General features: G+C 63.1%; 21 protein-coding genes. 6 read left to right on the forward strand and 15 right to left on the reverse strand.

All coding sequences use genetic code 11. The features are described 5' to 3' along the window. Nucleotides 1–7: 7 nt before the first annotated feature. Nucleotides 8–1,030: an arginine N-succinyltransferase gene (locus RT688_RS08900; RefSeq protein ID WP_313704511.1), complete on the reverse strand. Its 1,023-nt coding sequence runs from the start codon at nucleotides 1,028–1,030 to the stop codon at nucleotides 8–10. Between the two features lie 97 nt (nucleotides 1,031–1,127). Continuing rightward, nucleotides 1,128–2,372 (reverse strand): acetylornithine/succinylornithine family transaminase, encoded by a 1,245-nt coding sequence (gene astC / locus RT688_RS08905; protein ID WP_313704512.1) that lies wholly within the window; start codon nucleotides 2,370–2,372, stop codon nucleotides 1,128–1,130. A gap of 548 nt (nucleotides 2,373–2,920) precedes the next feature. Here astC and RT688_RS08910 point away from each other — a divergent pair. Beyond that, entirely contained in the window at nucleotides 2,921–4,666 is a 1,746-nt protein-coding gene (locus RT688_RS08910; protein ID WP_313704513.1) for an AAA family ATPase, read from the forward strand. A 182-nt stretch (nucleotides 4,667–4,848) separates the two neighbouring features. Here RT688_RS08910 and RT688_RS08915 read toward each other — a convergent pair whose 3' ends face one another. From RT688_RS08915 to RT688_RS08925, 3 genes are all read right to left on the reverse strand, one after another. Then, on the reverse strand, nucleotides 4,849–5,337 hold the full coding sequence (locus tag RT688_RS08915; RefSeq protein ID WP_313704514.1) for a DVUA0089 family protein: 489 nt from the start codon (nucleotides 5,335–5,337) through the stop codon (nucleotides 4,849–4,851). A gap of 311 nt (nucleotides 5,338–5,648) precedes the next feature. Then, nucleotides 5,649–6,590, reverse strand: a complete 942-nt coding sequence (locus RT688_RS08920) for a helix-turn-helix domain-containing protein (protein ID WP_313704515.1) — start codon at nucleotides 6,588–6,590, stop codon at nucleotides 5,649–5,651. A gap of 21 nt (nucleotides 6,591–6,611) precedes the next feature. Beyond that, the gene (locus tag RT688_RS08925) at nucleotides 6,612–7,514 is read right to left on the reverse strand and encodes a DMT family transporter (RefSeq protein ID WP_313704516.1); all 903 of its coding nucleotides are present in this window, start codon (nucleotides 7,512–7,514) and stop codon (nucleotides 6,612–6,614) included. 199 nt (nucleotides 7,515–7,713) lie between these two features. Here RT688_RS08925 and RT688_RS08930 point away from each other — a divergent pair, with 199 nt between their 5' ends. From RT688_RS08930 to RT688_RS08940, 3 genes are all read left to right on the forward strand, one after another. Then, nucleotides 7,714–8,172: a MarR family transcriptional regulator gene (locus tag RT688_RS08930; protein ID WP_313704517.1), complete on the forward strand. Its 459-nt coding sequence runs from the start codon at nucleotides 7,714–7,716 to the stop codon at nucleotides 8,170–8,172. After that, nucleotides 8,169–8,450 (forward strand): hypothetical protein, encoded by a 282-nt coding sequence (locus tag RT688_RS08935; RefSeq protein ID WP_313704518.1) that lies wholly within the window; start codon nucleotides 8,169–8,171, stop codon nucleotides 8,448–8,450. Before RT688_RS08930 ends, RT688_RS08935 begins: the two co-directional genes overlap by 4 nt. 74 nt (nucleotides 8,451–8,524) lie before the next feature. Beyond that, nucleotides 8,525–9,358: an HDOD domain-containing protein gene (locus tag RT688_RS08940; RefSeq protein WP_313704519.1), complete on the forward strand. Its 834-nt coding sequence runs from the start codon at nucleotides 8,525–8,527 to the stop codon at nucleotides 9,356–9,358. Nucleotides 9,359–10,008: 650 nt separating this feature from the next. On the opposite strand, the gene secF is transcribed toward RT688_RS08940, so the two are convergent. The 3 genes from secF to yajC are packed head-to-tail and all read right to left on the reverse strand — an operon-like array spanning nucleotide 10,009 to nucleotide 13,309. Further along, entirely contained in the window at nucleotides 10,009–11,028 is a 1,020-nt protein-coding gene (gene secF, locus RT688_RS08945; protein WP_313704520.1) for a protein translocase subunit SecF, read from the reverse strand. Nucleotides 11,029–11,040: 12 nt separating this feature from the next. Then, on the reverse strand, nucleotides 11,041–12,918 hold the full coding sequence (gene secD / locus RT688_RS08950; RefSeq protein WP_313704521.1) for a protein translocase subunit SecD: 1,878 nt from the start codon (nucleotides 12,916–12,918) through the stop codon (nucleotides 11,041–11,043). Between the two features lie 58 nt (nucleotides 12,919–12,976). Continuing rightward, on the reverse strand, nucleotides 12,977–13,309 hold the full coding sequence (gene yajC / locus RT688_RS08955; RefSeq protein WP_312550100.1) for a preprotein translocase subunit YajC: 333 nt from the start codon (nucleotides 13,307–13,309) through the stop codon (nucleotides 12,977–12,979). Between the two features lie 455 nt (nucleotides 13,310–13,764). Between yajC and RT688_RS08960 the strand changes: the two genes are divergently transcribed. Further along, nucleotides 13,765–14,865, forward strand: a complete 1,101-nt coding sequence (locus RT688_RS08960; RefSeq protein WP_313704523.1) for an NADH:flavin oxidoreductase/NADH oxidase — start codon at nucleotides 13,765–13,767, stop codon at nucleotides 14,863–14,865. Between the two features lie 188 nt (nucleotides 14,866–15,053). On the opposite strand, the gene tgt is transcribed toward RT688_RS08960, so the two are convergent. Continuing rightward, nucleotides 15,054–16,193, reverse strand: coding sequence for a tRNA guanosine(34) transglycosylase Tgt (gene tgt / locus RT688_RS08965; RefSeq protein ID WP_313704524.1), 1,140 nt, complete (start codon nucleotides 16,191–16,193; stop codon nucleotides 15,054–15,056). Between the two features lie 8 nt (nucleotides 16,194–16,201). Further along, a complete protein-coding gene (gene queA / locus RT688_RS08970) occupies nucleotides 16,202–17,224 on the reverse strand; it encodes a tRNA preQ1(34) S-adenosylmethionine ribosyltransferase-isomerase QueA (protein WP_313704525.1) in 1,023 nt (340 codons plus the stop codon). A 19-nt stretch (nucleotides 17,225–17,243) separates the two neighbouring features. Here queA and recG point away from each other — a divergent pair, with 19 nt between their 5' ends. After that, the gene (recG, locus tag RT688_RS08975) at nucleotides 17,244–19,391 is read left to right on the forward strand and encodes an ATP-dependent DNA helicase RecG (RefSeq protein ID WP_409521896.1); all 2,148 of its coding nucleotides are present in this window, start codon (nucleotides 17,244–17,246) and stop codon (nucleotides 19,389–19,391) included. A 556-nt stretch (nucleotides 19,392–19,947) separates the two neighbouring features. Here the strand turns inward: recG and RT688_RS08980 are convergent. The 5 genes from RT688_RS08980 to pyrC all read right to left on the reverse strand — a co-directional run bounded on the left by RT688_RS08980 (nucleotide 19,948) and on the right by pyrC (nucleotide 23,631). Then, complete coding sequence (locus RT688_RS08980) at nucleotides 19,948–20,316, reverse strand: glyoxalase superfamily protein (RefSeq protein WP_313704526.1); 369 nt, start codon at nucleotides 20,314–20,316, stop codon at nucleotides 19,948–19,950. A gap of 13 nt (nucleotides 20,317–20,329) precedes the next feature. Further along, nucleotides 20,330–20,680, reverse strand: coding sequence for a hypothetical protein (locus tag RT688_RS08985; protein WP_313704527.1), 351 nt, complete (start codon nucleotides 20,678–20,680; stop codon nucleotides 20,330–20,332). A gap of 105 nt (nucleotides 20,681–20,785) precedes the next feature. Beyond that, nucleotides 20,786–21,778: a Gfo/Idh/MocA family oxidoreductase gene (locus tag RT688_RS08990; RefSeq protein WP_313704528.1), complete on the reverse strand. Its 993-nt coding sequence runs from the start codon at nucleotides 21,776–21,778 to the stop codon at nucleotides 20,786–20,788. After that, nucleotides 21,775–22,572, reverse strand: a complete 798-nt coding sequence (locus RT688_RS08995; protein ID WP_313704529.1) for a DUF3025 domain-containing protein — start codon at nucleotides 22,570–22,572, stop codon at nucleotides 21,775–21,777. The genes RT688_RS08990 and RT688_RS08995 overlap by 4 nt, the downstream gene beginning before the upstream one ends. A gap of 9 nt (nucleotides 22,573–22,581) precedes the next feature. Then, nucleotides 22,582–23,631 (reverse strand): dihydroorotase, encoded by a 1,050-nt coding sequence (pyrC, locus tag RT688_RS09000; protein ID WP_313704530.1) that lies wholly within the window; start codon nucleotides 23,629–23,631, stop codon nucleotides 22,582–22,584. Nucleotides 23,632–23,665: the final 34 nt, after the last annotated feature.

The raw sequence follows: 23,665 nt of genomic DNA on the forward strand, positions 1-23,665 counted from the left end.
GCCTCTCTCAGATTCTGACGCAGATGACGGAGTCGCCCGGCGCCACGCCCAGCGCTTCCTGCGCCGCTGGCGGCAAGCAGATGGCGTCGGAGGTATCGCAGGGTGGGCAGGCCACGGTGACGGCGCGGAAGCGCTCGGCGCTGGTCGCCACCGCGTAGGTGACGGTGGCGCCGCTGTCGGTCGAAGCGGTTTCGACGCGGCGGTGCTGCGAGCCGCAGAAGGAGCGCAGCGACAGTTTATGGGCCGCCAGGATCGGGCCGCCGTCGAAGATGTCGACGTATTCGTCGGCCTCGAAGCCCTCTTCGGTCAGCAGCTTGAACGCCAGCTGGCCGCTCGGGTGGATCTGGCCCATCGCCGCCTGGGCGTCGCCCGGCAGCAGCGGCACGTAGACAGGATAGTGCGGCATCAGCTCGACGATCAGGGTCCGGTTGCGCGCGCCGCCGATGACGCGTTCGGCTTCCAGGAAATCCATCTTGAAGAACTTGCGGCCCAGCGCATTCCAGAACGGCGACTGGCCGTCGCTGTCGGTGACGCCGGCCAGCGGCACGAAGAAGCGGTCGCCGAAGCGGTGCGGCGCCAGCGCCGCGAACAGCAGCCGCGCGCGCGACAGCAGCGCGGCTTCGATACCGGCGTGCTCGCGGTCGCGCAGATTGAAGCCGGCCAGCTGCGAGCAAGCGGTGAGTTCGGAACACAGCGTCAGCGCATGCACGCTGTGGGAGATGTTCAGGTCGCGCGAGACCTGCTGGATGACGTCGTTGCGGAAAGCGAAATAAGTGCCGTTCGAGCCGGCCGAGGCGTGGACCGCGGCGGTGCCGACGACTTCGCGGCTGTTCGTATCCTCGAGCACGAACAGGTAGGACTCTTCGCTGGGAATATCGACTTGCGCCGCGAACGAAGCAATGGATCGCTCGACGAAGGCGGTGATCGCCTCGCGCGTGCGCGGCAGCGTGTGCACTCCCGGCGTCGCCACCGCGGCCAGGCTCTCCAGCGCGCCGATATCCGACAGTTCTACCGGACGGACAACATACATGTGAACTCCCAAAAAACCTGCGTCACTGCGAACACGCCATGGCCCGCGCAGGAGCGCAGGCCATGGGTTACGACACTTCCGTAAGGCGCTTTGCGGATCAGGCGGCGGCCAGGAATTCCTCGACCGCGGCGCGCAGGATGCGATCGGCTTCCGCGATCTGCTCGTCCGACACGATCAGCGCGGGCGCCATGCGCACCACGTCCATGCCGGCCACCAGCAGCATCAGGCCCATCTTCTCGGCGACCTTGGTCAGGTCCTTGGCGCGGCCCTTGTAGCCTTCCGCCATCGGCAGGCCGATCAGGAGGCCCATGCCGCGCGCCTTGCCGAACAGCTGCGGGTAGTCGGCGGAGAGCTTGTCGAGATTTGCGAAGATCTTGGCGCTGGCTTCCTTCACGCGCGCCAGGAAGGCCGGCTGGTTGATGGTCTCGATCACGTTCAGGGCGACGGTCGCGGCCAGCGGGTTGCCGCCGTAGGTGGTGCCGTGCGAGCCGACGTTGAAGTGCTGGGCGATCTCGTTCGTGGTCAGCATCGCGCCGATCGGGTAGCCGTTGCCCAGTGCCTTGGCGCTGGTCAGGATGTCCGGGGTGACGCCGCTGTCCATGTAGGCGTACAGCGAACCGGTACGGCCCACGCCCGACTGCACTTCGTCGAAGATCAAGAGGGCGCCGGTCTTGTCGCACAGCTCGCGCAGGGCCTGCAGGTATTCCTTGTTACCCGGGATGACGCCGCCCTCGCCCTGGATCGGCTCGACGATCACGGCCGCGACGTCGTCGAGGATGGCGGCGCGCGCCGCTTCGATGTCGTTATAGGCGATGTGGTTGATTTCCTGCGGCAGCGGCTCGAAGCCTTCGGTGTACTTCGGCTGGCCGCCCACCGAGACGGTGAACAGGGTACGGCCGTGGAAGGACGACAGGCAGGAGATGATGCGCGACTTGTGCGGGCCGAACTTGGTGTGCGCGTACTTGCGCGCCAGTTTCAGGGCCGCTTCGTTCGCTTCCGCGCCCGAGTTGCAGAAGAAGGCGCGGTCGGCAAAGGTGGCTTCGGTCAGGGCCAGCGCCAGGCGCAGGACCGGCTCGTTGGTGTAGCCGTTACCGAGGTGCCACAGGGTGTTCAGCTGCTTGGTCAGCGCGTCGACCAGCACCGGGTTGGCGTGACCCAGGCTCGAGACCGCGATGCCTGAGGTGAAGTCGAGGTAGTGCTTGCCTTCCTGGTCCCACACGTCCAGGCCCGAGGCGCGCACCGGCACCATGCCGGCCGGGGCGTAGGTCGGGACGAGGACTTCGTCGAAGGTCTGCCGAGTGACAGGCCGCGTTGTGACACCCGAATCAAGCTTTGCGTTCATGACTTTTTCCTCATCCATGTAAGTGACAGGCGCGCCTGGAGACGGGCGCCGAACCTGGTCATTATAGGAAGACGGGGTGGCAAGTTCTTGCAGAAGTGCGACGGGGATTTTCATTTTTGGTCGGGAAGCTCAGCATCCGCCATACCGCGCCAAGACTCTACGGCGCCCTCTTCCTGAGACGATTACACATCTACCGGCATACTAGGCCCCGAGCAACCATAGTGAATTGACAACAAAACATCTGATGCAGTCGCTTCAGACACCGAAAATTCTCATACGGGACCAGATTTCGAAACGTTATATGCATCTTACATTATTTTACCCCATCGTAAAAATGACTCGTTGTGGCGATCCATAATAACGGTACAGACAATAATGATTCTTCACTGGCAAACTCTCGACGCATCAGAAGAAACCTGCTACATTTAAACCTCCCACATCACAAGAGCTCCGGAAAAATTTCAAGTCAAGCAAATGAATTATTCATTACTTAGAGTTGACGTGAGATCTTAAAAATAATTGCTTTATTACCTATCGCCAATCGATATATGAGCAACGATCTTATTAGCATCAACATCCCTACTGAAACAGTCCGTCCATCAATATCCTTCGAAGAAATAACATTTTCAGACGGGCAAGCCCTACGTTTTGAAGACGATGAGATTATCGTTTTTGTGGGCCCGAATAATGCAGGCAAAAGTGCCGCACTGCGGGATCTTCAAAATTGGATTGCGACACCTCGAAAACAGACGGTAGTGATTGATGCCAAAACTAGAAAAACCGGCACGCAAAACGACCTAAAATGTTATCTCGAACGCTACGCACAGAAAACAGGAGACCCAATAAACTTTAGCTACGGAGGAATTGGCTTTAGCATTCACCACTCAAACATAAGTTGGTTTGACCAACCTCATGATCGCCATCCTGTAGCGCCTTTTTTCACAACGCGAGTAGCCACAGAAAGTAGAATTAATGGCTCCGACCCTGCTGGCGCCATTGCACTTTATCAAACCCCACCATCACATCCAATTCACCTGTTAATGATGGATAATACGCTTGCCTCATCAATTAGTGATTTATTTCGGCGAGCATTTGGCAAGGATTTAATTGTGTTTAGGGCAGGCGGCTCACAATTTCCTCTATATGTCGGAAAGAAACCAAATCTGGAAACAGGAGAAGATGAACTAGCAAAGCCATATGTCGACAAACTCTTACGCGATGCGGTTCCGCTTCACTCGCAAGGTGATGGCATGCGAAGCTTTGTAACAGTTTTACTCAACATTTTGGTAGCAGATAATCATTCAATTCAATTTCTCGATGAGCCCGAAGCTTTTCTACACCCTCCACAGGCTAGGCTACTAGGAGAATACATAGCAAAGAATAGGCGGGCGCGTTCACAACTATTTATTTCCACCCATAGCACCGACATTCTAGATGGATTACTTGCCGGAAGTAGCGATAAAGTTCGAATCGTTCGAATCCAACGCGCTGGAGATGTTAATCGCGTAAAAGAATTAAGCAAAGAGCGCACAGCAGCAATATCGAATGATACCCTCACCCAATACTCTGGGGTTTTCAAAGGAATATTTTATCGACATGTTGTCATCACTGAGGCAGATAGCGACTGCCTCTTCTATAGCTCAATACTTAATTTACCTAGCATAAGTGGAGAAGTGCGCCCAGACGTTTTATTCATCCATGCATCAGGAAAACATCGGATGAGTAGACTGGTTGAAACATTAAGATCTCTTGACGTCCCACTTTCCGTAATTGCTGACATTGACATATTAAGTGAGGAGAACGCGTTTCGCCAACTATATGAAAATTTGGGCGGTAACTGGGAAGACATTAAGACTGCATGGAGAACAATAAAAACTAGTGTAGAGTCTGTAAGCCCACCGATTAATGCTAGCCAAATTAAGCAGATGATTTTAAGCGAACTAGAAAGTGTCTCTGGAACCGAAAAATTCCCTAGAGATATCGAGCGAACTATCAAGAACATTTTTCGCACCGTATCGCCTTGGGATAATGTTAAGCATGCAGGACGCAGCGCATTAAGAGGTTCCGCCACAGTCTCGCAGTTTAATTTCCTCTGGGACAAATGCAAAAATTTAGGTCTATGGATCGTTCCTGTTGGAGAGTTAGAAGGATTCTGTCGCAGTATTGATGCTCGACATGGTCCTAGTTTCGTTGAAAAAGTATTAGAAGAAAGAAATCTGGAAACGGATCCTGAGCTTGCTGAAGTTAGGGAATTTGTTACGCAGATCTGGAAGTTCGCGAAGGATCCAAACTAGTTAATTTCAACGCAGCCCTTGAATATCAGTACTTTAATCGATGAGGCGAAGTCGGCTCGTCTCCGACGATAGCATATGCGCGAATAATGCGTTTTAGCAGCAATATTGACGCTTGTATAAAACGCCCGTTTGCGACATCCGTTGCCGGCGGACCCATTGGGTCCACCAGCGATGGTGCGTAATTACACCTTGCGACGGCGGCTGGCGGCAAAGCCGGCCAGGCCCAGGCCGAGCAGCGCCAGCGAAGCCGGCTCAGGCACGTCGGTCGTCGCCACGTTGCCGTTGATGGTCAAGGTGTAAGCCATCGGCGTGTGGGCGTGACCGGTGTAGATCGAATTGGTATTGAGGTTCCAATAGCTGCCGTGGGTCGTGATCCAGGCGGTGTAGCTGCCGACGCCCAGGTTCAGGGACAGGAAGCTGTCCAGGCCGCCGCCTGCGTCGTCATCCTGGGCGATGAAGGTCGCATTGCTGAGCACGTTGGTGCCGGAAAACAGGCCGAGCCATGCATCGGTGTTGCCTTCGAGGAAAAGCGTCGTCGCGCCTTCTTCCGTTACGTCGAAGTTGAACAGGGTGTAGGCGCCGACAGGGGCATCCGGCAGGGTACCGCTGGTCGTGAGCACGCCGGCGTGGGCCGACAACGAGCACATGGCCGCGAGGGCGAATGCGGACATCGTACGGATTATTTTCTTGTGCATGCCAATTGCTTTGCCATCTTTCATTTTCTTATCCTTGTTGAGTGGTGAATGATTGATGTCGCGGTCTTGTTTGCTTTCAGGACAACAGCGCGACCTCAGCGAAGGGAGCGAGCCAGCCGTCTGTGCAAACGCGTCGGCTCTGATCGTCCGCTTCAGCGATGAAAAAGCATTAACTATGCCAAGATTGCAAGATTTGCTTTAAGCAATTGAATTGGTTGATTTTTATTTCGAATAATCAACTAGTGGCAACGTCAGCGCGGGAGGCACTGTAAATATATCTGACAGTCTTATTCCGCCAGCCTGCGCTGCCGCTCCTCCCGCGGCGTATTCCCGAACAAGGCACCGAATGCCGTCGAAAAATGCGACCCCGACGAAAACCCGCACATCAGCCCGACCTGCACGATCGAGTAATTCGTATCCAGCAGCAGTTGCCGCGCCCGTTTCAAACGCAGTTCGAGGTAGTAGCGCGACGGCAAACTGCCCAGGTACTGCTTGAAGAGCCGCTCCAACTGCCGCCGCGACACCCCGGCCAGTTGCGCAATCTCGTCGGTCGACAGCGGCTCCTCGATATTCGCTTCCATCAAGGTCACCGCCTCGGTCAATTTCGGCTGCAGCGTGCCGAAACGCGCCTGCAGCGCCACGCGCTGGCGCTCTTCCCGGCCGCGCACGCGGTCGACGCAGAGGATTTCCTTCACCTGCGCCTGCACGGTCGAGCCGAAAATGGTCTCGATCAGGGTCAGCGCGAAGTCGACCGAGGCGGCGCCGCCGCAGCAGGTCAGGCGGGGGCCGTCGATCTCGTAGAGATGGGGGGTGAAGACGGCCTGGTCGGCGCGGCTGTCGGCGTCGGCGTACAGGGACCAGGGCAGCGCGGTGCGCACGCCGTTCAGGGCGCCGGCTTCCGCCAGCCACAGCACGCCGGCGCCGACGCCGCCCCAGAAGGGCGCGGCGCGGCAGCGCTCGACCACGGCGCGGAAGTTGGCGGGCTTCAGGCCGGCCTGGGCTTCGTCGGCGGCGAGCAGCACCAGGTGCCAGTGGCGCTGGCTGTCGCCGGCGAACTTGTCGGGGCTGCGCACGTCCACGTGCAGGCGCTCGGGGCCGAGGATCTTCGCGGCCAGGCGCAGCGGCTGGGCCAGGCCCGACCAGCTCATCGTGTCCGGTTCGCCGGCGTTGACGAGCAGGATGCGCAGCGGCCGCTCCTGCGCCAGGACGGGCAGTTCAGCTTGCGACATAGGGGCGGATCGGGAAGGTGTTCACTCGGGTGCAAGCGCGGCGGAGGGCCGGCTTTCGGAATTCCATTGGCTGACTATCATACCGGAGATCAACAGCAAACCGCCCAGCCAGCCGCGGGCGGTCAAGGCTTCGCCCAGCCAGAAGTAGCCGAAGAAGGCGGCCGCCGCCGGCTCGAAGGCGTAGACCACCGCCGCTTCGTTGGCCGAGGTGCGCGACTGGCCCCAGGTCTGCAGCGAGATGATGGCCGCGGTCGCCACCACGCCGAGGTAGGCGAAGTTCCAGCCGGCGTGGCCGAGATTGTCAATCACGCCGGCGAGGTAGGCCGAGCGCGCCACGGCCTCGCCCGGCAACTCGCGCCCCAGCAGCCACACCAGGGCGCACAGGGCGACGGTGCCGATCTGGGCGGCGGTGACGGTGAGCAGGCGCGTCGCGCGCCGGGTCTGCACTTCCATCACCTTGATGTAGACGCCGAAGCACAGCGCGCTCATCAGGGCAAGGGAGTCGCCCGTGCCCCAGGCGCCGCCGTCCCAGCACAGGGCGGCCAGGCCGGCGATCGACATGACGAGGGCCAGCACGATGCGGCGCTCCGGCAGGCGTCCCGCCAGCACGCCGAGCAGCGGCACGACCAGCACGTTCAGGCCGCAGATGAAGGCGTTGCGGTTCGAGCTGGTCAGCGCCAGGCCCTCGACCTGGAACACGAAGCAGAAGAACAACAATACGCCGAGGATGGCGCCGGCGCGCATGTCGGCCAGCTTGCCGCGCCACAGGAAGGGCGACAGCAGCAGCGCAGCCAGGGCGAAGCGCACCAGGATGATCCACACGGCCGAGAAATGCCCGGTCAGGTCCTTCATTGCCGGAAAGGTCGTGCCCCACACGAGGGTGACGAGCAGCAGGGCGAGGATGCCGTGGAGGTGGCGGGGCATGTGTGGCTGATGGGCAAAACGCGTATGGTACGCCGCCCGGCCGTAAAAGGCGATAAGGCGGCGCCAGCCGTCCCGAAAAGGCCGGCGCCACGGGCTGCCCGTTTCCCGGTCGCGCACTGGCGAACACGGCACCATTTTCCCCGCCATGCATAGCGTCGCGGCGCTGTCGAACGCCCGCTGGCGGCTATAATCCCTGTTCATGGGGGAACGATATTTAAAGAGCGTCCGCTTGCTGGCCGAATGCCTGCAGGGCTTCGAGCGGTATTCGGGCGAATCGGTGCGGCAGTACGGCTTGACGCATGCGCAGTTCGACATCATCGCCACGCTCGGCAATACCAGCGGGATGAACTACAAGGAGCTCGGCGAGCGCACCCTCATCACCAAGGGTACGCTGACCGGCGTGATCGAGCGGCTCGAGCTGAAAGGCCTGGTACTGCGCGAACGCAGCCTGGACGACAAGCGCTCGTATTTCGTGCGCCTGACGGACAGCGGCGATGCCGTGTTCCGCGACGTCTTCCCGAAAGTTGTTGATCACGGCAAACAATTGTTTGCTGGATTTAGCGACGCCGAGTTCGATGAGGTCGATAGCGCGTTGAAGAAGCTGCGCGAACGGATACTCGGGTCCCCTTTACTAACACAACAAAAGGAATCATCTTGAAAACTTCCCTGATCGCAGGCAAAAAGCCGGCCCACTTCGACAAGCACATCATCGGCAACCTGTTGCTCGACGTGGCTTCGGAAGAAGAAGTGCGCGAGGAAGCGATGCTGATCGGCGTGCGCAACGAAGACGGCGAGATCTACCGCTTGATCGGCGCCACCAAGCTGAACAGCTTCATGAACGCCGTCGAAGAATTGTTCGACCTCGGCCTGGTCGACGAACTGGAAGACACCGAGGAAGCGAAGGAAGACTGTGACGCCATCTTCAGCGAACCCTGAGCGGCGGCGTTGTAAAACCATGCTCTAAGGCAAATACTCCCGGCGTGTCCAGCCGTTGGGGGTATAATTTTTCGATGGACAGACTTGACGCCCTCAAGAGCATCGCCGCCCAGGCCATCCGGGGCGAGCTCAGTTTTCCCACCAATGTCGACGCCACGCTCAGGCTGCAGCGTGCGCTGAACGATCCCGAGTGCCATGCCGACGCGGCGGCCCGCCTGGTCCAGGCCGAGCCGCTGCTGGCCGCGCGCACCGTCGCGATCGCAAATTCCGTCACCTACAACCGCGCCGGCAACGACGTGACCAACGTGCGCGCCGCCGTGCAGCGCGTGGGTTTCCGCACCCTGGGCGCGCTGGCCGCTTCCGTCATCGTGCGCCAGCTCAGCAGCGAGATCACCGACCCGGCACTGCGCGCCCGCGCCGACCAGCTGTGGCGCCACTCGGCCCACGTGGCCGCGTTGGCCCAGGTGATCGCGCGCCGCGTCTCCTTCGTCGATCCGGAAACGGCGATGTTCGCCGGCATCGTGCACGAAGTCGGCGGCTTCTACCTGCTCTCGCGCGCCCATGAATACCCGGGCCTGCTCGAGGGCGGCGCCGACGACTGGCTGGAACATGGCGAAGTGGCGATCGGCCGCGGCGTCCTGCTCAAGCTGGGCGTGCCGGCGCCGGTGATGGGCGCGATCGAGGCCATGTGGAACGGCATGCGCGCGCTGCCGCCGGAAACCCTGGGCGACACCCTGCTGCTGGCGAACGACCTGTCGCCGGAACCTTCTCCCTTGCTCGAGCGGCCGGGCGCGACCACCGCGCAGGCGGCGGCGACCATCGATTTCGCGGTGGGCGACGGGACGCTGGCCCGGATCATGGAGGAGTCGGCGCAGGAAGTGCAGAGTTTGACGTCGGCGTTGATGTAAGCCTTTTCATTTTTTCTCTGAAATCCGATTGACGCTTGTGGGGCTGTTGCCTGCCCTGCTAGCGGCTTTCTTGATCCGCGTGGGCTCGAGAGCCCACCCTACGGTCATCGCCAACGGCGAGTTCATACGAAACCCGGATACGCAGCGTGTCCTGTAGGGTGGGCACTCGTGCCCACGCGGATTAAGAATACCGATACCGCCACAGGCAACAGCCCCACCAACGCCTGCATCCGAATCCCAACCCGCAAAAAAAAATGCCCACTCCGGAGAGTGGGCAAAGTCCAAAACTAGGGATGTCCTGAAAGAGACAGTTCCACTATAGTTCCCGCCCCCCGCGCACTCTGTGCGCCAATTCACTTTCGTGTGACATTTGTATTAAATGTCGATGGCACGCAATCGCGGCAAAAAAAACCCGCTCCGAAGGGGAGCGGGTGAAGTCCAAAACTAGGGATGTCCTGAAAGAGACGGTTCCACTATAAGGTTCGGCTACCCCGACCTTCTGTGCGATAACTCACACAAGGCTGGGAAATGTCACATTTCGAACAATTCTTTGTGAAAATCGAGATGAGCAAATGGTCCATGCATAAAAAATGCCGCCACGGCCAGGCCGGGCGGCATCTTTATGCAGGCAGAATAATCAAGCCACGGCGTCAGACCACGGCGCCGTCGGTCTCGTCCTTTGCCTTGACCGGCTTGACCAGGTCTTCGCGCTTGACGCCGAACCACATCGCCAGCGCGGCGGCCACGAACACCGACGAATAAATGCCGAAGCAGATACCGATCGTCAGGGCCATCGCGAAGTAGTGCAGCGACGGGCCGCCGAAGAACAGCATCGACAGCACCATCATCTGGGTCGAGGCGTGGGTGATGATGGTACGCGAGATGGTGCTGGTGATCGCGTGGTCGATGACCTCGGTCACGCTCATCTTGCGCTGTTTGCGGAAGGTTTCGCGGATCCGGTCGAAGATGACGACCGATTCATTGACCGAATAGCCCAACACCGCCAGGATCGCGGCCAGCACCGTCAGCGAGAACTCCCACTGGAAGAAGGCGAAGAAGCCCAGGATGATGACGACGTCGTGCAGGTTCGCCAGGATCGCGGCGACCGCGAATTTCCATTCGAAGCGCACGGCCAGGTAGATCACCACGCCGACCACGACCATGATCAGCGCGTTCAGGCCGCTCTGCGCCAGTTCGTCGCCGACCTGCGGGCCGACGAAGTCGACGCGCTGCAGGCTCACCACTTCGGCGCCGGCCGCATTCGCGCAGCTGGTGCGCTCGATCTGCTGGCCCTTCTCGGTGACGTTGATCTGTTTCGGGGTGCCGCCTTCCGAGGCGCAGATCGCCTTGAAGGCTTCGCCCGAGACGGTCGCGCCGGCGGCGGTCTTCACCGGCGGCAGGCGCAGCATGATGTCCTGGGCGGTGCCGAAGCTGGCCACTTCCGGCGCTTCATGGCCGATCGCGCGCAGCGTGCCGCGGATCTTTTCCTGGTCGGCCGCGTGCGGGTAACGCAGTTCCATCACGGTGCCGCCGGTGAATTCGACCGAGAAGTGCAGGCCCTTGGTCACCAGGAAGAACACTGCGGCGAGGAAGGTCAGCGCCGAGATCACGTTGAAGATCAACGCGTGGCGCATGAACGGGATGTCCCGCTTGATTTTGAAAAATTCCATGATTCCTAGTCCTTAATTCTTTTCAGCGGGCAGGCCCGGCGTCCAGACGGTGCCGACCGACAGCTTGCTCAGTTTCTTGCCGCGGCGACCGTACCACAGGTTGACGAAGCCGCGCGAGACGAACACCGCCGAGAACATCGAGGTCAGAATGCCCAGGCTGTGCACGACCGCGAAGCCGCGCACCGCGCCGGTACCGAAGATCAGGAGCGCCAGGCCGACGATCAGGGTGGTCACGTTGGAGTCGAAAATCGTGTCCCAGGCGTGGCTGAAGCCGTTCGTGATCGCCTGCTGCGGCGTGGCGCCGGCGCGCAGCTCCTCGCGGATGCGCTCGTTGATCAGGACGTTGGCGTCGATCGCCATGCCGAGCGCGAGCGCGATTGCCGCGATACCCGGCAGGGTCAGCGTTGCCTGCAGCATCGACAGCAGCGCCAGCAGGAACAGCACGTTGGCGGCCAGCGCGATGGCGCTGAAGATGCCGAACATGTGGTAGTAGACGATCATGAAGACGGCGATGGCCACGAAGCCCCACAGGGTCGAGTGCAGGCCGCGGCTGATGTTCTCGGCGCCGAGCTGCGGGCCGACCACGCGCTCCTCGATGAATTCCATCGGCGCCGACAGCGCGCCCGAGCGCAGCAGCAGCGCCAGTTCGTTCGCTTCCTGGGCGTTGCCGATGCCGGTGATCTGGAAGGTCGAGCCCAGTTCGCTCTGGATGGTCGGGGCCGACGGCACGGTGTACTTGCCCTTCTCCTTCAGCAGGATGGCCATACGCTTGCCGACGTTTTCACGGGTGACGAGGCGGATCTTGCGGCCGCCGTCGCCGTTCAGGTCGACCGAGACGGCCGGCTGCTGGTTCTGGTCGAAGCTGGCGACGGCGTTGGTGATGTAGTCGCCGGTCAGGATGATGTCCTTCGACACCACGACCGGGGCGCCGCGGCCTTCGGTGAACAGTTCCGAGTTCAGCGGAATCGCGGCCGACAGTTCGGTGCCCGGGGTCACGGTCGGATCGACCAGGCGCAGTTCCAGGGTGGCGGTGCGGCCGATCAGGTCTTTCGCACGGGCGACGTCCTGCACGCCCGGCAGCTGGACGATGATGCGGTCGGCGCCCTGGCGCTGGATGACCGGCTCGGTCACGCCGAGTTCGTTGATACGCTTGGACAGGGTCGAGATGTTCTGGTTGACGCCTTCCTCGACGATGCGCTTGAGCGCGTCGGCCTTCATGGTGGCGACCAGCTTCAGGTCGGTGCCGTCGGCAGCATCGGCCAGGGCCAGGTCGGCCATCTGCTTGGCCAGCACGGTGCGGGCGGCGGCGCGGGTCTGTTCGTCGCGGAAGCTGATCTCGATCGCGTTGCCGCTGCGCTCGATGCCGGCGTGGCGCACGTTGGCGTCGCGCAGGACGCTGCGCACGCTGGCCAGGGTGCCCTTCAGGCGCGTTTCGAGCACGGCTTTCGAGTCGACTTGCAGCAGGAAGTGGACGCCGCCGCGCAGGTCGAGGCCGAGGTTCATCGGCAGCGCGCGCATGGCCTGCATCCAGGCGGGGGTATTCTTCACCAGGTTGACGGTGACGATGTAGTCGGGGTCGGCCTGGTCGCGGTTCAGCTGGCGCTCGAGCGCGAGCTTGGCCTTGAACTGGGCATCGGTGGTATCGAAGCGGGCACGCACGGCGGTCGAGTTACCCGAGCCGTCGAGCGTGACCTGGTTGGCCGGAACACCCTCGCGTTTCAGCACTTCCGCGACCTGGGCCGTGGTGTCGCTGTTGATCTTGACCGTGGTTTTGCCGGTCGTCACTTGCAGCGCCGGCGATTCGCCGAAGTAGTTGGGCGCCGTGTACAGCGCGCCAAGCAGGAGCGCGACAGCGATCAGTATATATTTCCAGAGCGGATAGCGATTCATAGTGTTCCAGCGTTCTATGTTGAGCGGCGCGCGGCCCTGGGCGGGCCGCGGCGCCGGCTTACAGGGACTTCAGGGTGCCCTTCGGCAGCAGCGTGGTGACTGCGTTCTTCTGCACGACCATTTCGGTGCCGGCAGCCACTTCCAGGGTGACGTAGGCGTCCTTGACCTGCACGACGCGGCCCAGGATGCCGCCGGCGGTGACCACTTCATCGCCCTTCGCGAGCGCATCCATCATGGCTTTCAATTCTTTCTGGCGCTTCTGCTGGGGGCGGATCATCAGGAAATACATGACCACGAACATGATCAGCAGCGGCGCGAAGGTCGTCAGGTTGCCCATCAGGCCAGGATCGGCGGCGGCGGTGGTTTGCGCGTAAGCGTTGGAAATGAACACAAGGACTCCGATTATGAGATAAAAAAAACAGCGCTGTATTCTAGCACCGGCGAACTGCCAGCGGCCATTCCGCCGCATCTGGGGGTGGGTGCAAAAAATGCAAGTAGGAAATGGTAACGTTTTTGTAGGGTGGGTACTTGTACCCACGCGGCCATGCCCATGCACACCGCATCGGGCGAGCTTGCCCGAAATAGCCGATCACATGTTTTGGCTGAGCTTAAATGTGCGATTGTTCAGGAGGGGTACCGCGTGGGCTCAAGAGCCCACCCTACAAAATCCTTGGCCAGCACGAAAGTGACCGCTTACACACCATTCAAAACGAGTACGGTCTCAGCAGGAATTGTCCGGCGGGAGTATGATCCGCCCCCTTCACCGATCAATCCCGATTACTTGCCCTGTGCAGCCCCCTCCGGCCGCACCGGGCCCGTTTTACCCTTGCAAAAAGAAACACACGAATGTCAGCACTGTTTAGCCCCTTCTCCCTCAAGGACGTCACCCTGCGCAACCGCATCGCGGTGCCGCCGATGTGCCAGTACAGCGCCACCGACGGCCATACCAGCGACTGGCACACCACCCACTACGAAAGCATCGCCCGCGGCGGCGCCGGCCTGGTGATTGTCGAAGCGACCGGCGTCTCGCCGGAAGGCCGCATCACCCCGGGCTGCCTGGGCCTGTGGTCCGACGCGCACGTGCCGGGCCTGGCGCGCATCGCCGCCGGGATCAAGGCCGGCGGCGCCGTCGCCGGCATCCAGATCGGCCACGCCGGCCGCAAGGCCAGCGCCCAGCGCCCCTGGGAAGGCGACGACCACATCCCGGCCGGCGACCCGCGCGGCTGGGACACCATCTCGCCGTCCGCCGCCGCCTTCGGCGCCAACCTGCCGCAGGTGCCGAAAGCGATGACCATCGCCGACATCGAGCGCGTCAAGGCCGACTTCGTCGCCGCCGCCCGCCGCGCCCTGGAGGCCGGCTTCGAATGGCTGGAGCTGCACTTCGCGCACGGCTACCTCGGCCAGAGCTTCTTCTCGGTCCACGCCAACCAGCGTACCGACGAATACGGCGGCGACCTCGCCGGCCGCAGCCGCTTCCTGCTCGAGACCCTGGCGGCGGTCCGTGAAGTCTGGCCCGAGCGCTTTCCGCTGACGGCGCGCTTCGGCGTGATCGAGTTCGACGGCCGCGACGAAGAGACGCTGGCGGAGTCGATCGAACTGGCGCGCCAGTTCCGCGCCGGCGGCCTGGACCTGTTGAACGTGAGCGTCGGCTTCTCGACCCCGGACGCGAACATTCCCTGGGCCTCGGGCTTCCTTGCGCCGATCGCCGAACGCGTGAAACGCGAAGCCGGCCTGCCGGTGGCCTCGTCGTGGAACATCGACTCGCCGGCGGTCGCCAACCGCGTGGTGGCGGACGGCCAGATGGACCTGGTCATGATCGGCCGGGCACACCTGGGCAATCCGCATTACCCGTATGCGGCGGCCAAGGCGCTGGGTCTCGATAAACCGTCGTGGACGCTGCCGGCGCCGTATGCGCACTGGCTGGAGCGTTATCGCGCGGCTGAATAAAAACAAAGCGGCGCCGAGGCGCCGCTTTTTATTGGGGTTCTGCTTTCTGTCGGGATCGCGAACGTAGGTTGAACGCGTGGACGGGAGACCCGTCCACCCTACGGGTATCGATACGTAAGCCGAAGGAACGTAGGGTGGACGGCTCCGCCGTCCACGCGTTCAACCAGCCCCGGAAAAGCCGCGACAGCTTAAACGCCGCGCGCCCGGTCCGCATTGAACTGCAGGCGGAACGCGTTGAAGCCATCCGCATCGATCGCGTCGCGAATCTCCTGCATCAGGTTCAAGTAATAGTGCAGGTTGTGGATGGTGTTCAAACGCGCGCCCAGGATCTCGTTCGAGCGGTGCAGGTGGTGCAGGTAGGCACGCGAGAAGTTCTTGCAGCAGTAGCAGCTGCAGGACTCGTCCAGCGGCGCCGTGTCGTCCTTGTAACGCGCGTTCTTGATCTTCACGTCGCCGAAACGGGTGAATAGCCAGCCGTTGCGCGCGTTCCGGGTCGGCATCACGCAGTCGAACATGTCGACGCCGTTGGCCACGCCTTCGACCAGGTCTTCCGGGGTGCCGACGCCCATCAGGTAGTGCGGCTTGTTCTCCGGCAGGCGCGGGCCGACGTGGGCCAGGATGCGCTTCATGTCTTCCTTCGGCTCGCCCACCGACAGGCCGCCGATCGCCAGGCCCGGGAAGTTAATATCTTCCAGGCCCGCCAGCGACTCGTCGCGCAGGTGCTCGTACATGCCGCCCTGGACGATGCCGAACAGCGCGTTCGGATTTTCGCCGCGCTTGAACTCGTTCATCGAGCGCTGGGCCCAGCGCAGCGACATGCGCATCGACTTGGCCGCCTCTTCGGCGGTGGCCGGACGGCCATCGATTTCGTAGGGCGTGCACTCGTCGAACTGCATCACGATGTCCGAGTTCAGCGAGCGCTGGATCTGCATCGACACTTCCGGCGACAGGAATTTGCGCGAGCCGTCGATCGGCGAGGCGAAGGTCACGCCCTCTTCCGTGATCTTGCGCATCGCGCCCAGCGAGAACACCTGGAAGCCGCCCGAGTCGGTCAGGATCGGCTTGTCCCAGCCCATGAAGCCGTGCAGGCCGCCGAATTTATCCATGACCTCGGTGCCCGGGCGCAGCCACAGGTGGAAGGTGTTACCGAGGATGATCTGCGAGCCCACTTCCTTCAGCTCGACGGGCGACATCGCCTTGACCGAGCCATAGGTCCCGACCGGCATGAAGATCGGGGTTTCGATGGTGCCGTGGTTGAGTTTCAAACGGCTGCGGCGCGCATGCGACAGGCCGCTGGTGTCTTTCTTCAGGAGCGTAAATTCGAGCATCGGTAGTCTTAACGGGATTGGGTGGTCAACAGCATGGCGTCGCCATAGCTGAAGAAGCGGTATTCGTTGGCGATCGCGTGCGCGTAGGCCTTGCGGATCTCCTCATAGCCGGCGAAGGCCGACACCAGCATCATGAGCGTCGACTTCGGCAGGTGGAAATTGGTGATCAGGCGCGTCACCGTCTTGAAGCGGTAGCCCGGCGTGATGAACAGGGCCGTGTCGTCGCTGCCGGCCATCAGTTCGCCGGATTGCGAAGCCGACTCCAGCGCGCGCAGGCTCGTGGTGCCCACCGCCACCACGTCGCGCCCGGCCGCTTTCGCCGCGCGCACGGCATCAACCGTCTCCTGCGAAATGGTGTACCACTCGGAGTGCATCTTGTGCTCGGACAGGTCCTCGACGCGCACCGGCTGGAAGGTACCGGCGCCCACGTGCAGGGTGACGTAGGCGAGCTTCACGCCCTTTGCCTGCAACTTGTCGAGCAGCGGCTGGTCGAAATGCAGGCCGGCGGTCGGCGCGGCGACCGCCCCCGGCTCCTTCGAATACACGGTCTGGTAGCGCTGCTCGTCGAACTCGTCGGCGTTATGCTCGATGTAGGGCGGCAGCGGCAGGCGGCCATGGGCTTCGATCAGCTCGAACACGTCGCCCTCGAAGGCGAGCGTGAAGAACTCGCCGGCGCGCTCGCCGACGGTGACGTCGAAGGCGTCGGCCAGGCGGATGCGGTTGCCGGGTTTCGGCGACTTGGAGGCGCGCACCTGGGCCAGCACCGTGCGCTTGTCCAGCACGCGCTCGACCAGCACTTCCACCTGGCCTCCGGTCTCCTTGACGCCGAAGAAACGCGCCTTGAGCACGCGGGTGTTGTTCATCACCAGCAGGTCGCCCGGCTGGAGCTGGTCGACGATGTCGGCGAAATGGCGGTCGGTGATGCGGTCGCCGTCGAGCTGCAGCAGGCGCGAAGCGCTGCGGTCGGGCAGCGGCAGCTGCGCGATGCGCTCGGGCGGCAATTCAAAATCGAAATCGGAAAGCGAGTACATTCTGGTCAATTCTGGGAAAATGGGGGCTGGCAGCTTTACAATAGAGGCTGCAGCGCGTGCGGCGAACCCTCTATTTTACGCTGATGCACGCCAACCTGCCGCATCTATGCCCGCTTCCAAGACCACTTCCGCCCCGAAAACCACAGAAAGCAAGCTCGCCAAGCTCGGCCTGCGCAGCGACATGGACCTGGTCCTGCACCTGCCGATGCGCTACGAGGACGAGACCAAGATCGTGCCGATCCGCGAGGCCTGCCTGCGCGGCGGCCATGTGTCGCAGGTCGAGGGCGTGGTCACCAAGAACGAGATCGCCCTGAAACCGCGGCGCCAGCTGCTGGTCACGATCGCCGACGAGAGCGGCGACATCCTGCTGCGCTTCATGAATTTCTACGGCAGCCAGGTCAAGCAATTGGCCGAAGGCGTGCGCGTGCGCGCCCGCACCGAGGTCAAGCACGGCTTCTTCGGCGCCGAGATGGTCCATCCGACCTATAAGGTGGTCAACGAGGGCGCGCCGCTGCCGACTTCGCTCACGCCGGTCTACCCGTCGGGCGAGGGCTTGTCGCAGCCGATCCTGCGGCGCGCGATCGCGCAGGCGATGCAGCGCGTGGACTGGGTCGACACCGTGCCGCCGGGCGTGCGCCGCAAGCTGGGCCTGGTCGACTTCGAGCCGGCCGTCAAACTCCTGCACTATCCGCCGAAGGACGCCGACGAATACGCGCTGATGGACAAGTCGCACCCGGCCTGGACGCGCGTGAAGTTCGACGAGCTGCTGGCGCAGCAGCTCTCGCTGAAGCGGGCCCAGCGCGCACGGCGCGACAAGGGCGCACCGACCCTGCGCGCCGTCGGTGCATTGTCCAAGGCCTTCTTGCGCGCCCTGCCCTTCGAGCTCACCAATGCCCAGCAGCGCGTGGTGGAGGAAATCCGCGCCGACCTGCGCGAGGGTTACCCGATGCAGCGCCTGCTGCAGGGCGACGTCGGCAGCGGCAAGACGGTGGTGGCCGCGCTGGCGGCGGCGCAGGCGATCGACAGCGGCTACCAGGCCGCGCTGATGGCGCCGACCGAGATTTTGGCCGAGCAGCATTTCAGGAAGATCGCCGCCTGGATGGAGCCGCTCGGCGTGAAGGTCGCCTGGCTCACCGGCAGCCTCAAGAAAAAGGAAAAGACGGCCGCCAGCGAAATGGCCGAGTCGGGCGAGGCGCACCTCGTGATCGGCACCCACGCCCTGATCCAGGATTCGGTGCAGTTCGCGAAACTCGGCCTGGTGCTGGTCGACGAGCAGCACCGCTTCGGCGTCGGCCAGCGCCTCACGCTGCGCAACAAGGGCAGCGACGGCCTGGTGCCGCACCAGTTGATGATGTCGGCCACGCCGATCCCGCGCACACTGGCCATGACGTATTACGCCGACCTGGAAGTGTCGGTGATCGACGAGCTGCCGCCGGGCCGCACGCCGATCGTCACGCGCGCCATCGACCAGAACCGGCGCGATGAAGTCATCGAGCGCGTGCATGCGGCCGCGCTCGAAGGGCGCCAGGTCTACTGGGTGTGTCCGCTGATCGAGGAATCCGAGGCCCTGCAGTTGCAGACGGCCACCGAGACCTACGAGACCCTGGCCGAGGCCCTGCCCGACCTGCAGGTCGGCCTGGTGCACGGACGCCTGAAGCCGGCCGAAAAACAGGTGATCATGGACGCCTTTGCCGCTGGCGAGGTGCACGTGCTGGTCGCGACCACCGTCATCGAGGTAGGCGTGGACGTGCCGAACGCTTCGCTGATGGTGATCGAACACGCCGAACGTTTCGGTTTATCGCAGCTGCACCAGCTGCGCGGACGGGTCGGGCGCGGTTCGGCGGCCAGCGTCTGCCTGCTGCTGTACCAAAGCCCGCTCGGCCAGGTGGCCAAGCAGCGTTTGATGACGATGCGCGAGACCACCGACGGCTTCGAGATCGCGCGGCGCGACCTGGAGATCCGCGGCCCCGGCGAATTTTTGGGTGCGCGCCAGTCGGGGCAGGCGATGCTGCGCTTTGCGGACCTGGAGACCGACCAGTGGCTGGTGGAAGACGCGCGCGACGTGGCGGCGGCGCTGCTGGAGCGGGACAGTCCGGAGGCGATTGCCATCGTCGATGCGCACCTGGCGCGCTGGCTGGGTGGGCGCGAGGAATTCTTGAAGGTGTGAGCGGCGCGCTGGCGTTCTGCGCTATTACGCGCAGTTCGTAGGGTGGACTCCCGAGTCCACGCTGTGCATCGGTTGAGTAACCGTACATATCATGAATACCGATGCGCTCTGATCGAACGCCGTACCGCGTGGACACAGGTGCCTTGCGCGGCCCGGTCCACCCTACGAAACCCGGCTCTTGCGGACGCAATCTCTGATCGAACGCCGTACCGCGTGGGTTCGAGAACCCACCCTACAGGACTGTGCTGTTACGCGCAGTTCGTAGGGTGGACTCCCGAGTCCACGCTGTGCATCGGTTGAGCAACCGTACACATCATGAATACCGATGAGCGCTGATCGAACGCCGTACCGCGTGGACACAGGTGCCTTACGCGGCCCGGTCCACCCTACGAAACTCGGCTCTTGCGGACCGATCTCTGATCGAACACCGTACAGCGTGGGTTCGAGAACCCACCCTACCGATCATCGGGTTTCGTAGGGTGGGTTCTTGAACCCACGCCGTACACATCATGAATACCGTTAAGCTGACCGCGCTGCGCCGCTCACGGAAGCCCCCCTACGTGTCGCCCGCGCCGGTGAACACCAACCGGTTCCCGAACGGATCCTTGATCGACATCTCGCGGCTCCCCCACGGCGTGTCGTCAACGCCCGGCCGGGCATAACCATAGTTCTTCGCCGCGAGCTCCGCCTGGTAAGCGTCGACGTCGTCGACCTCGATGCGCAGCGCGGCGCCGGGGCAGCAGTCGCCGTGGTGTTCGCTCAGGTGCAGCACGCAAGCGCCGTGCGAGACTTGCAGGTAGAGGGGAAAACCCGGCTCGAAGCGGTGCTCCCAGTCGACTTCGAAACCGAGGAAATCCACGTAAAATTCGCGCGCCTTCGCTTCGTCGAAGATGCGCAGGATGGGGGTGACGGAACCGAGCTGCATGTCCGGCCCCCGCTCAATCGACGCGGGTCAGCTCGACGCCATCGACCGTCATTTTCCACTTGTCGCCCTCGCGATGCGGCGGCTTGCTGACGACAAACGTCGAGCGCACGATGCCCCAGCCGATGTCGAAGTTGTCGCCGTCAAAACCCCGCAGGTCGACGCTGAGGTCGAGCTTCTTGCTGGGGCGGTCGCGCTTGTACTTGATCTTGCCGTCCTTCGCCATCTGGATGCGCATGTCCTTGCCCTGCCAGTCGCCGACATAGGCCTGCTTGTCGGCGGGGACGGGAACGGGGTCGGCGTGGGCGTGGGCGGCAAAGGGCAGCAGGCAGGCGGCGGAGAAAATGGCGGCGCGCAGGATATGCATGATGGATTCGGCAAGGCCAGGTGGACGTAACAGGTCCAGTATTCGACCCGAGGATTGTATTGTCAACATGCATACGCCGGAGAGCGTCGCACTGCCGTTGCAAATCTACCGCACGCGGTCGGCGTCGTAGACCAGCCCGATCTGGCGCCGGATCTCGTCCATCACCCCCATCAGCGCCAGCGTCTCGTCCTGGGTCATGCCGGGGCTCTCGAGCAGGCCCGCCTGGAAGCAGCGCTGGGCCTCGATCGCTTCGTGCACGTAGCCGTTGCCCAGATACGGCGTATCGACCGTGCGCGTGCTGCCGTCTTCCAGCGCCACCGTCACCGAGCGGGCGCGGTGGAACATGGTGTTCATGCGCACGTGGCCGCGCGTGCCCGATACCGTCAGTTCGCCCGGCGTGCGCGCCAGGAAGGAGCAACTGCAGACCGACATGCCGCCGCCTTCGTGCAGCAAGGTGAAGCCGGTCTGGAGGTCGACGCCGGTCGGCCCCATCCGGGCCTGCGCCCGCACCGATGCGACCGGCCCGAGCAGGCTGGCCGCGATCGACAACGGATAGATGCCCAGGTCGAGCAGCGCGCCGCCGCCGAGTTCAGGATTGAAGGCCCGGTGTTCGGGGCCGAAATTCGCGGTGAAGCCGAAATCCGCCACGACCTGGCTGACCTCGCCGATTTCTCCGGAGGCGACGATGCGCTTCACTTCGAGCAGGGACGGCAGGTAACGCGTCCACATCGCCTCCATCAGGAACAGGTTTTTCGTACGCGCCAGCGCCACGACTTCCTCGGCCTCGCGCCGGTTGATCGTGAAGGCCTTTTCGACCAGGGTGCCCTTCCCGGCGCCCAGCACCAGCAGGGCATTCGCGGCGTGCTGGGGGTGCGGGGTGGCGATGTAGACCAGGTCGACGCCCGCGCTGGCGGCCAGTTCCTCGTAGGAGCCATGGGCGGCAGCGGCGCCGAATTCGGCGGCGAAGGCCTCGGCCTTCTCGATGCTGCGCGAGGCGACCGCGGCCAGCTGCGCGCCGGGCACGTCGCGCAGCGCGGTGGCAAAGGCGCGCGCGATCTTGCCGGTGCCGAGGATGCCCCAGCGGACCTGGGCACTCACGGCGCCACCCGCTTGGGACGGAACACGCTCGTGTCGGCGTAGAAGGCGGCATCCTGCTCCGGCCACCAGCCCGGCACGCCGAGCACCGGCAGCGGCGTGAAGCTGGAGGTGGTCAATGCGCTGTCCGCCAGCTCGGCCGCCACGCGTTCGTCGATCCAGGCGCGCTGGGCGTCGGGCGACAGGGCAAAATAGGCGTCGTCGGCGAACACCACGCGCGTGTGCGCGGTGATCGCCTTGCGCGGCGCGACCAGCTTTTCCATCAGCGCGTGGCCGAACAGCCATACCTGCGCGTCGCGGCCGAACATGCCGCGCTTCTCGAACAAGGCGGCATCCCAGCAGTGGGCGCGCAGCTCGTCGACCAGCTCGCGCCCCGCACTGGAGGCGCGCACCACCAGCAGGGCCGCGTTTTCGTCGAAGATGGTGGCGGCGTCGCGCGCCGCGCCGCGCGACTGCCCTACCCCGCCGGCGGCCTCGATCTGCGCCGCCTGCAGGGCGTTCAGCTGGCGTTTAATCGCCGGGAAGGTCTGCCACACCAGGCCGTTGAAGAAGTCGTGCAGGTTGTCGCGCGTGGGCACGCCGCCGGTGGCGCTGATGAAAGCCTCATAGGCCGTCCCTTCCGGCAGCGATTCCTGCGGCACGAAGGTGATCGGCAGGTCGCGGTGGTTGCGCAGGGCCAGGCTGGCCGCATTGCGGTTGAAGGCGGCGACAAACGCCTCATCGTCGAGCTGCAAGCGCTCGAAGGCGGGACGCACCGCGTCGTACCAGGGGCGGGACCAGTCGATCTGCGCAAGCATCGTCCGGCCTTAGACCATCTTCCAGTGGATCTGCTCGCCGGCGTTGAGCGGCACCAGGCGCGCGCTCCCCATCGGCACCGTTTCCGGCAGGGTCCAGGTCTCGCGGGTCAGGGTAATCGTGCCCTCGTTGCGCGGCAGGCCGTAGAAGGCCGGGCCGTTGAAGCTGGCAAAGGCTTCCAGTTTGTCGAGCGCGCCGGCGTCGGCGAAAGCCTGCGTGTACAGCTCCATCGCATGCAGCGCGGTGTAGCAGCCGGCGCAGCCGCAGCTGGTTTCCTTGGCGTTGATGGCGTGCGGGGCCGAGTCGGTGCCGAGAAAGAAGCGCTCGTCGCCGCTGGTGGCGGCCGTCACCAGCGCCAGGCGGTGTTCTTCGCGTTTCAGGACCGGCAGGCAGTAGTAGTGCGGGCGGATGCCGCCGCGGAAGATCTCGTTGCGGTTGTACAGCAGGTGGTGGGCGGTGATGGTCGCCGCGATCGGGCCTTCGGCTTCGGCCACGTACTGGGCCGCGTCCTTGGTGGTGATGTGCTCGAACACGATGTTCAGGGCCGGCAGGTCGCGGCGCAGCGGGCGCATCACGCGCTCGATGAACACGGCTTCGCGGTCGAACAGGTCGATGTCGTTATCGGTCACCTCGCCGTGCACCAGCAGCGGCATGCCGACTTCCTGCATCACTTCCAGGGTCTTGTAGCACTTTTTCAGGTCGGTGACGCCGGCCGCCGAATTGGTGGTGGCGCCCGCCGGGTAGAGCTTCACGGCGTGGATGAAGCCGGTGTCCTGGGCGCGGCGGATCTCGTCCGGATCGGTGTTGTCGGTCAGGTACAGCGTCATCAGCGGCTCGAACTTCATCCCCTCCGGCAGCGCGGCCAGGATGCGGTCGCGGTAGGCGGCAGCGTCGGCGGCGGTGGTAACCGGGGGTTTCAGGTTCGGCATCACGATCGCGCGCGCGAACTGGTGTGCGGTATGCGGCAGCACGCTGGCCAGCGCCGCGCCGTCGCGCAGGTGCAGGTGCCAATCGTCGGGGCGGGTGATGGTGATGGATTGCGGGATCTCGATGGTGGACATGGCGGCTCTCGGATTGCGGACGGCGATATTTTAC

Origin of the sequence: Massilia sp., assembly GCF_032106685.1 — a bacterium.
GTDB lineage: Bacteria > Pseudomonadota > Gammaproteobacteria > Burkholderiales > Burkholderiaceae_D > Telluria.

Bases quoted from the DNA above. Each gene is read 5' to 3' on its own strand.
- RT688_RS08910 (WP_313704513.1), top strand. From the start codon at position 2,921: ATGAGCAACGATCTTATTAGCATCAACATCCCTACTGAAACAGTCCGT.
- RT688_RS08980 (WP_313704526.1), bottom strand. From the start codon at position 20,316: ATGCAGCTCGGTTCCGTCACCCCCATCCTGCGCATCTTCGACGAAGCG.
- RT688_RS08900 (WP_313704511.1), bottom strand. From the start codon at position 1,030: ATGTATGTTGTCCGTCCGGTAGAACTGTCGGATATCGGCGCGCTGGAG.
- RT688_RS08920 (WP_313704515.1), bottom strand. From the start codon at position 6,590: ATGTCGCAAGCTGAACTGCCCGTCCTGGCGCAGGAGCGGCCGCTGCGC.
- RT688_RS08985 (WP_313704527.1), bottom strand. From the start codon at position 20,680: ATGCATATCCTGCGCGCCGCCATTTTCTCCGCCGCCTGCCTGCTGCCC.
- RT688_RS08915 (WP_313704514.1), bottom strand. From the start codon at position 5,337: ATGTCCGCATTCGCCCTCGCGGCCATGTGCTCGTTGTCGGCCCACGCC.
- secF (WP_313704520.1), bottom strand. From the start codon at position 11,028: ATGGAATTTTTCAAAATCAAGCGGGACATCCCGTTCATGCGCCACGCG.
- recG (WP_409521896.1), top strand. From the start codon at position 17,244: ATGGGGGCTGGCAGCTTTACAATAGAGGCTGCAGCGCGTGCGGCGAAC.
- RT688_RS08940 (WP_313704519.1), top strand. From the start codon at position 8,525: ATGGACAGACTTGACGCCCTCAAGAGCATCGCCGCCCAGGCCATCCGG.
- RT688_RS08925 (WP_313704516.1), bottom strand. From the start codon at position 7,514: ATGCCCCGCCACCTCCACGGCATCCTCGCCCTGCTGCTCGTCACCCTC.
- tgt (WP_313704524.1), bottom strand. From the start codon at position 16,193: ATGCTCGAATTTACGCTCCTGAAGAAAGACACCAGCGGCCTGTCGCAT.
- RT688_RS08930 (WP_313704517.1), top strand. From the start codon at position 7,714: ATGGGGGAACGATATTTAAAGAGCGTCCGCTTGCTGGCCGAATGCCTG.
- pyrC (WP_313704530.1), bottom strand. From the start codon at position 23,631: ATGTCCACCATCGAGATCCCGCAATCCATCACCATCACCCGCCCCGAC.
- RT688_RS08960 (WP_313704523.1), top strand. From the start codon at position 13,765: ATGTCAGCACTGTTTAGCCCCTTCTCCCTCAAGGACGTCACCCTGCGC.
- RT688_RS08995 (WP_313704529.1), bottom strand. From the start codon at position 22,572: ATGCTTGCGCAGATCGACTGGTCCCGCCCCTGGTACGACGCGGTGCGT.
- queA (WP_313704525.1), bottom strand. From the start codon at position 17,224: ATGTACTCGCTTTCCGATTTCGATTTTGAATTGCCGCCCGAGCGCATC.
- secD (WP_313704521.1), bottom strand. From the start codon at position 12,918: ATGAATCGCTATCCGCTCTGGAAATATATACTGATCGCTGTCGCGCTC.
- astC (WP_313704512.1), bottom strand. From the start codon at position 2,372: ATGAACGCAAAGCTTGATTCGGGTGTCACAACGCGGCCTGTCACTCGG.